The organism is Devosia sp. (assembly GCF_030689745.1).
Classification (GTDB): Bacteria; Pseudomonadota; Alphaproteobacteria; order Rhizobiales; family Devosiaceae; genus Devosia; species Devosia alba.
Window position 1 is genome coordinate 1 of sequence record NZ_JAUYGL010000143.1, and the last position, 6,385, is coordinate 6,385.

Genomic DNA, 6,385 nt, shown 5'->3' on the forward strand with positions numbered 1-6,385 from the left:
ACACCCCCATATAGCCGATCAACTTGTCGATATTGTTGTCGAGTTCGGTGTTGGGGATCATGTCGATCACTCGGCCCTGCTCGACCTCGCAATGCCGGTCGGCAACCGATGCGGCGAACCGCAGGTTCTGCTCGACCAGCACGATCGTAAACCCCTCCTGCTTCAGTTCGCGGATCGTGGCGCCGATCTGCTGCACGATCACCGGGGCAAGGCCCTCGGTCGGCTCATCGAGCAACAGCAGTTTGGCGCCGGTCCGCAGGATGCGGCCGATTGCCAGCATCTGCTGCTCTCCGCCGGACAGCTTGGTGCCCTGACTGCGGCGGCGCTCCAGAAGGTTGGGAAACAGCTGATAGATCCGTTCCACGGTCAGTCCGCCCTCGGCGATGCGCGGCGGCAGCATCAGGTTTTCCTCGACATTGAGGGACGAAAAGATGCCGCGCTCTTCCGGGCAGAACCCGATGCCAAGCCGCGCAATATGGCGCGGCTGCAAGGCGATGGTCTCCGTGCCCAAGAGCTTGACCGACCCGGTGCGCTTGCCCAAGAGGCCCATGATCGCGCACAAGGTCGATGTCTTACCGGCGCCGTTGCGCCCCAGCAGCGTGACGACCTCGCCCTGCTTCACATCGAACTCGACGCCATGCAGGACGTGGCTCTCGCCATACCACCCGTTCAGGCCGCTGACTGTCAGCAAGGCGTCGGCGCTTGGCGCCACCCTATCGGTCTGGATCAAGGTCTCACCCATGCTCGGCTCCGATATAGGCTTCGATCACCGCGGGCGATTTCGAGACGGTCGCATAGTCGCCCTCCGCCAAGACCTCGCCGCGCGCAAGCACGGTGATCTTGTCGGAAAGATCGGCCACGACCGACAGATTGTGCTCGACCATCAGCACGGTGCGGTTCTTGGCGATCCTGCGGATCAGCGCCGAGATCCGCTCCACGTCCTGCTGGGCCATGCCGGCCATGGGCTCGTCAAGCAGCATCATTCCAGGATCGAGCGCCAGCGTGGTTGCAATCTCCAGCGCCCGCTTGCGCCCATAGGACAGCTCGCCGGCACGGTGGTTGGTGAATTCGCCCAGTCCGACATCCTCGATATAGCCGCGGGCATCATCATCGAACTGCGACAGCATCTTTTCCGACCGCCAGAAATCGAAACTTTCGCCACGTTTGCGTTGCAATGCGATCCGCACATTCTCGAGAACCGTCAGATCGGAAAACACCGCCGAGATCTGGAAGGACCGCACCATCCCGAGCTGCGCAATGTCGGCAGGCGACATGTTGGTGATGTCACGACCCTGAAAGGTGATGCGTCCCGCCGTCGGCTGCAGAAACTTGGTCAGCAGGTTGAAACAGGTGGTTTTGCCTGCGCCGTTGGGACCGATCAACGCGTGGATCGTTCCCTCTTCGACCTCAAGGTCGACCTTTTTGACAGCCACAAAGCCCTTGAATTCCTTGGTCAGGCCTTCCGCTTTCAGCACGATGCTCATGTAAAGTTCATCGCACTCACCCGGATTATCGCCAAGAACATTGGCTAGGTCTCCTCATTATTTTGTCTGATTTTCCCTGACGGTATGTCTCGGAATTGAAGGTGTCAAGGAGCTATCAAGGCCCCTCCGCCTCTCTGACCGCCAGCACGAAGGCACATTCCCGCGCAAAAAACCGCAAGCCGATCCCTTATCGCGATCTGCTTATAACTGGACTTACTTCGAAAAAATGGACAGGCTTTCTGCCGGCTTTCAGCGTGACAGGAGAATCCGATGGGCAAAAGAGAAAGAAGCAAGAAATGGATCTTCTGACGAACGCCGCCGATGATGGCTATTGCCTCGCCAAAATCCACCTGCGCATCTCCCGGCGGATGCACGAAACCAGACAGAAACCGGTTGGAGAAGTGCATCGCGATGTAGCCTGCCAGCAACCAGCCGGGCGCCGCTACGGCCATGGAAAAGGCAGTGGGTACGATACCGTCCGCGAAACCGGCGATTTCTCCAAGTGGCTGGAGGAGAGTTTGGTCTCTGGTCAGATCCAATGGACCTTTTTGACCAACCTGCCCACTATCGTGAAATCAATCCGCAAGTTCCGCGAAATACGCAAGGGTCGTTTCATAGATGTGAAAACATCGTCACCCCGGGCACCGGCATCCGTGCCTTCAAAATCGTGCCAGATTCGGATTCAGTGATAAAGAGGTCACGGTTGTCTTGGCCACCGAAGGCCATATTCGTATTGTGCAGTCCACGGCATGATTTGATGCGGTAGGCAGGCTCACCCTGGTTGGTGAACATCCAAACTGCGCCGAGCCCGATATGGGCAACGAAGATACTGCCTTCGGCGTCAACTGCCAGTCCGTCCGGACCGCCGCCGCCGGACATCTGTATGAAGTTCTGCACCTTTGCCACCCGTCCGTGCGGCATGAGCGGTGCCCGCCAGATGGAATTGGCCCGGGTCACCGCCACATAGAGTTGCGTCTCATTGGGATTGAGCGCGATGCCATTGGGGCTGGGAACATTGTCGAGCAGACAGTCGATGCGTCCGTCTTCCCGGAGGCAAAACACACGCCCTGTCGGATCATGAAGTCCGGTCAGCCCTTGGTCGGTGAAGTAGAGATCCCCGTTTGAGGCGAAGACCAAGTCATTGACGGCCTTCAAGCGTTCAAGGTTGACACGCTGGAGAACAGGCGTAACCGCGCCGCTGTCGGGATCGAGCAGCATGATCCCGTTCTTGTAATCTGCAATGAAGATTCGCCCATCTCGATGGATCTTTAATCCGTTCGGTTCGCCGTCATATTCGGTGACAAGCGTCCATTCGCCCTGCGGCGAGATCCGAAAAACCCGACCGAACGGAATATCGACCGTGTACAAATTGCCTTTTCGATCAAAGGACGGACCTTCTATCAAGGAATGGGTCGGATTGCCTGGAGGTTGTTGCTCCAGCCATTCCGACCGCCGCGCCGGGGAGCGATAACGATCAGGCATGGTGGTGAAGACTTCGGTTTCGATAACCGGTGGGGCAGCAAACATGGGCATTCTCCTCAAACAACCTTCTCGGTTGCCGTCAGTGTGCTCTCATCATGTTCGGGAGGAACAAGACGATTTCTGGAAATGCATATAGCAGGAAGCCAAATCCCGCGATGATCAGCGCGAATGGCAGAGACGCCATCCCTATTTTTCCCAAGCTAGTCTCCGGGACAATGGACTTGACTGCGAAGAGATTGAGCCCCATCGGCGGCGTGAGCGCACCCAGTTCGATAAACACGACGAGAACAATACCGATCCAAATGCCGTCAAATCCCGCAGCAATCATGCTGGGATAGAGGATCGGAACAGTCAGCAACATGATCGACAGGCCGTCAAGAAACATGCCTATGACCAAGTAGAGCAGGAAGAGTAGGCAGAAAAACAGCAACGGGCCAACGCCTGCATGCGCCAGAACGTCGGCTATGCCGCGACCAATGCCGGAGGTGGTGATGGCGAAACTGAGAATCTGGGCGCTGATGGTTATGAACAGAACTACGCAGCTAGTCAGGACTGAATTGCGAAGAGCCGCGCGGAACGAGGCCAGCGTCAGATCACGGTAAAGCAGCGCGACTAGGGTGGCGAGCAAACAACCGAAGGCTGCCGCTTCAGTAGGCGTCACCACGCCGAAATACATGCCGCCGACAATTGCCAGGATCAGCAACGCCACAGGGATCGTATCGCCCAGCCCACCGATGATGACTGCCATGGACGGACGCTCGGGTGCTCGCGGAGCCATCTCCGGCCGGAGCAGCGACACCATCGCGACATAGACCATGAAGAGAAACGCGAGCAGGAGGCCCGGCACTATGCCGGCGATGAACAAGTCGACGACACTTTCCTGGACAATGGAGGCGTAGACAATGATGGGAATGCTCGGAGGAATCAGAATTCCCAGGCATCCACCTCCAGTTAGGGTCCCGAGCGTCAGGGCATCGTTGTACCCCCGCTTGCGCATCTCCGGCACGGCCACGGTGCCGACAGTCATCGCTGTCGCCATTGATGATCCGGCCAATGCAGAGAACACCGCGCAGCCCAGAATGTTGCTGTGGGCCAGTCCTCCGGGAAAAGGCGCCAGCAAATGTGAGATGCCCGCATAAAACCGCCGGGACAGACCGCTGCGCAGGATGATTTCTCCCATCAGCACAAAAAGCGGAATCGAGACAAGGGTGAAGGTATTGGTGGTGTTCCAGATGATGTCGCCAAATGTCGGCCACAGCTGCGAGCCGGAAACAAAGCTGACACCGACGATCCCGACCAGCGCCATGGCCACGCCGATTTCGATTCCGGCCAGGAGACAGAGGATAACAATGACCCCATAGATCAGAAGCGCGATTTCCCAGCTCATTGTGGATGTTTTCCCTGTTGGGGCAACTGCCCTGTCAGCCGCAATACGGCGGCTACAAGCCGTTCCAGATACCCCAGAGACAGAAGGCCGAAGCCGAGAGGCATGATCATCTGAGGAATGTAAAGCGGGGTCTGCGATGGCTGCAGTGACACCGAACCGAACATCCAGTTGGTATGCCACATGGTGTAGGTCGCCTGCGTCAGGATCACGGAGACGCCCAGACCGATCAATGCGGCCGGCACCCCCAGCACATCCCGTATCTTGCCCCGTAAACCTGTAACAAGGGCGTCAACGCGCAGCAGCCGGTCTGTTCTGAGCGCATCGAAGAAGCAGATCAGCGTCATCCAGGAAAACAGATAGCCGCTGTACTCATCGGATATCAGCGTCGAGAAATTGAAAAAATATCGACCAACGACTTCAACGTTGATCAAAATTCCCATGGCGAGAAGCAGGAGGGAAGCGAGTCCGACAAACCATTCACCCATCCAGTCTAACCCTTTGCCTATGGCAACAAACAGACGCGCGAAACTGGTCACGGCTTCATCCCTGTCACGAGGAAAATGCAGGTTGGGCTGCCAGCGACAATTCCACCGGCAGCCCCCGATTTCATCTATTCGCAGGCCTGCGCAACATCGCTGAGCATCTGTCCGGCTTTTTGGCCATTCTGCTTGGTCCAGTCATCCCATATCGAACGGGTTGCCGAACGGAGTTCGGCTTCCTCTTCCGGCGTCACGTCGTGCAGCGTCATCCCGGCCTCCGTGAGGGCAGCCCGCGCACTCTTGTCGCCTTGGATCATGGCTTCACGATATTTCGGCGCCCATTCGGCGGCCTTGTCGCGCAGCAATGTTTGGAGGTCTTCGGGAAGCGCATCGAAAGCTGCCTTGTTTACCGTGGCAACCTGATGGGCCAGCGTGACGTTCATCATGTAACCAAACTTGGTTACCTCGTTGAACTTCCAGTCCAGCGCGGGGACCGCGGCGGTAAATGCTCCATCTACCACGCCGCGCTGCAGCGCCGGGATCACTTCTGCCGGGGTGATTGTCACACCGGTTCCGCCAAGCAATTGCATCATCTGCACCTGCTCACGGTTCCAGGCACGGGCCTTGACGCCCTTGAGACCGGAAATGCTATCAATCGGCTCGCGCAGCCAGAGCTGCTGCGGCGGCATGACCCACTGCATCAACGGGACAGCACCGAATTTGCCTTCGAAGACCTCTTCAAGATAGGGCTGTGCAACAGCGACGGCCTTGTCATAGAATTTGTCGATCGAAGTGCAGGAAAATGGCATCGACAGAGCGTTCAGCTCGGGGACATCGCCAGCCACCGAGCCGATAGCTGCATCGCCCATCTGGATCTGGGCGGTCGCCACTGCCTTGAGGACGTCCGATGATTTGTATGGTAGTTCGCCGGATGCAAAGACATCAATCTTGAGCCGTCCGTTGCTGGCCTTCAAAACATCTTCGGCAAAGGCCCGATGCAACTGGGTCGGCTTATCGTTGGCGCCGAAATAGGTGTAATAGGTCCACTGCGTATCGGCGGCCAGCGCTGGTAGGCCGGCGAGAAGAACGGCAGTGCCCAAGGCGGCTGCGACAGCTTTTCGGTAATACATGTGATCTTTCCTCCATTGTTGCGATGCCGCAATGGCGCGCCACCCTCTCCAGTGACGGAATTTGAATGGCAACACCAAATGTGTCAAGCATAGATGGTGTTTTTTGAATTATTTTGATCATTTCGTTGACAGGCGTCGGTAAAATTCTGATACTTTGCCGATGATAAAGGGGTTCACATTGACGAACAATCAGCTCAACGCATCTGACCGGGATCGCTCGCGAATGCCACGGGTGGAACGCATTCCGGCTCAGCGACACGCGGCCATTCTGGAGCACCTGCGCGTCAGGGGTGCCGCATCCATTCCCGAGCTCACGGAGGCGATGGCTGCTTCGCCGTCGACTGTGCGCCGCGATCTGGACTATCTGGCGGAGCGTGGTTACGTTGAACGGACACATGGCGGAGCAACGCTGAGCGCAAGTAG

The 6,385-nt window shown here is 57.5% G+C and carries 8 protein-coding genes; 2 read left to right on the forward strand and 6 right to left on the reverse strand.

Annotated elements, in window-relative coordinates:
• The coding region (locus tag Q8O80_RS12640; protein WP_305579807.1) for an ABC transporter ATP-binding protein at positions 1-742 on the reverse strand (742 nt) is incomplete at its 3' end.
• Positions 735-1,484, reverse strand: a complete 750-nt coding sequence (locus tag Q8O80_RS12645) for an ABC transporter ATP-binding protein (protein WP_045650593.1) — start codon at positions 1,482-1,484, stop codon at positions 735-737. The genes Q8O80_RS12640 and Q8O80_RS12645, both read right to left, overlap by 8 nt.
• 101 nt (positions 1,485-1,585) lie before the next feature.
• Here Q8O80_RS12645 and Q8O80_RS12650 point away from each other — a divergent pair, with 101 nt between their 5' ends.
• Positions 1,586-2,173 carry a hypothetical protein gene (locus tag Q8O80_RS12650; RefSeq protein WP_305579811.1) on the forward strand — a complete coding sequence of 196 codons (588 nt, stop codon included), beginning with the start codon at positions 1,586-1,588 and terminating at the stop codon, positions 2,171-2,173.
• Here Q8O80_RS12650 and Q8O80_RS12655 read toward each other — a convergent pair.
• From Q8O80_RS12655 to dctP, 4 genes are all read right to left on the reverse strand, one after another.
• A complete protein-coding gene (locus Q8O80_RS12655; RefSeq protein ID WP_045650591.1) occupies positions 2,097-3,017 on the reverse strand; it encodes an SMP-30/gluconolactonase/LRE family protein in 921 nt (306 codons plus the stop codon). The genes Q8O80_RS12650 and Q8O80_RS12655 overlap by 77 nt on opposite strands.
• Before the next feature lie 28 nt (positions 3,018-3,045).
• On the reverse strand, positions 3,046-4,353 hold the full coding sequence (locus Q8O80_RS12660; RefSeq protein ID WP_045650590.1) for a TRAP transporter large permease: 1,308 nt from the start codon (positions 4,351-4,353) through the stop codon (positions 3,046-3,048).
• Positions 4,350-4,889, reverse strand: coding sequence for a TRAP transporter small permease (locus Q8O80_RS12665; RefSeq protein WP_305579808.1), 540 nt, complete (start codon positions 4,887-4,889; stop codon positions 4,350-4,352). The genes Q8O80_RS12660 and Q8O80_RS12665 overlap by 4 nt, the downstream gene beginning before the upstream one ends.
• A gap of 74 nt (positions 4,890-4,963) precedes the next feature.
• Positions 4,964-5,962, reverse strand: coding sequence for a TRAP transporter substrate-binding protein DctP (dctP, locus tag Q8O80_RS12670; RefSeq protein ID WP_305579809.1), 999 nt, complete (start codon positions 5,960-5,962; stop codon positions 4,964-4,966).
• Positions 5,963-6,185: 223 nt separating this feature from the next.
• On the opposite strand from dctP, the gene Q8O80_RS12675 reads away from it, so the two are divergent.
• The coding region (locus Q8O80_RS12675; RefSeq protein ID WP_305579810.1) for a DeoR family transcriptional regulator at positions 6,186-6,385 on the forward strand (200 nt) is incomplete at its 3' end.

Excerpts from the sequence above, each read along its gene's own strand:
- Q8O80_RS12645 (WP_045650593.1), bottom strand. The coding sequence starts at position 1,484 with ATGAGCATCGTGCTGAAAGCGGAAGGCCTGACCAAGGAATTCAAGGGC.
- Q8O80_RS12655 (WP_045650591.1), bottom strand. The coding sequence starts at position 3,017 with ATGCCCATGTTTGCTGCCCCACCGGTTATCGAAACCGAAGTCTTCACC.
- Q8O80_RS12660 (WP_045650590.1), bottom strand. The coding sequence starts at position 4,353 with ATGAGCTGGGAAATCGCGCTTCTGATCTATGGGGTCATTGTTATCCTC.
- dctP (WP_305579809.1), bottom strand. The coding sequence starts at position 5,962 with ATGTATTACCGAAAAGCTGTCGCAGCCGCCTTGGGCACTGCCGTTCTT.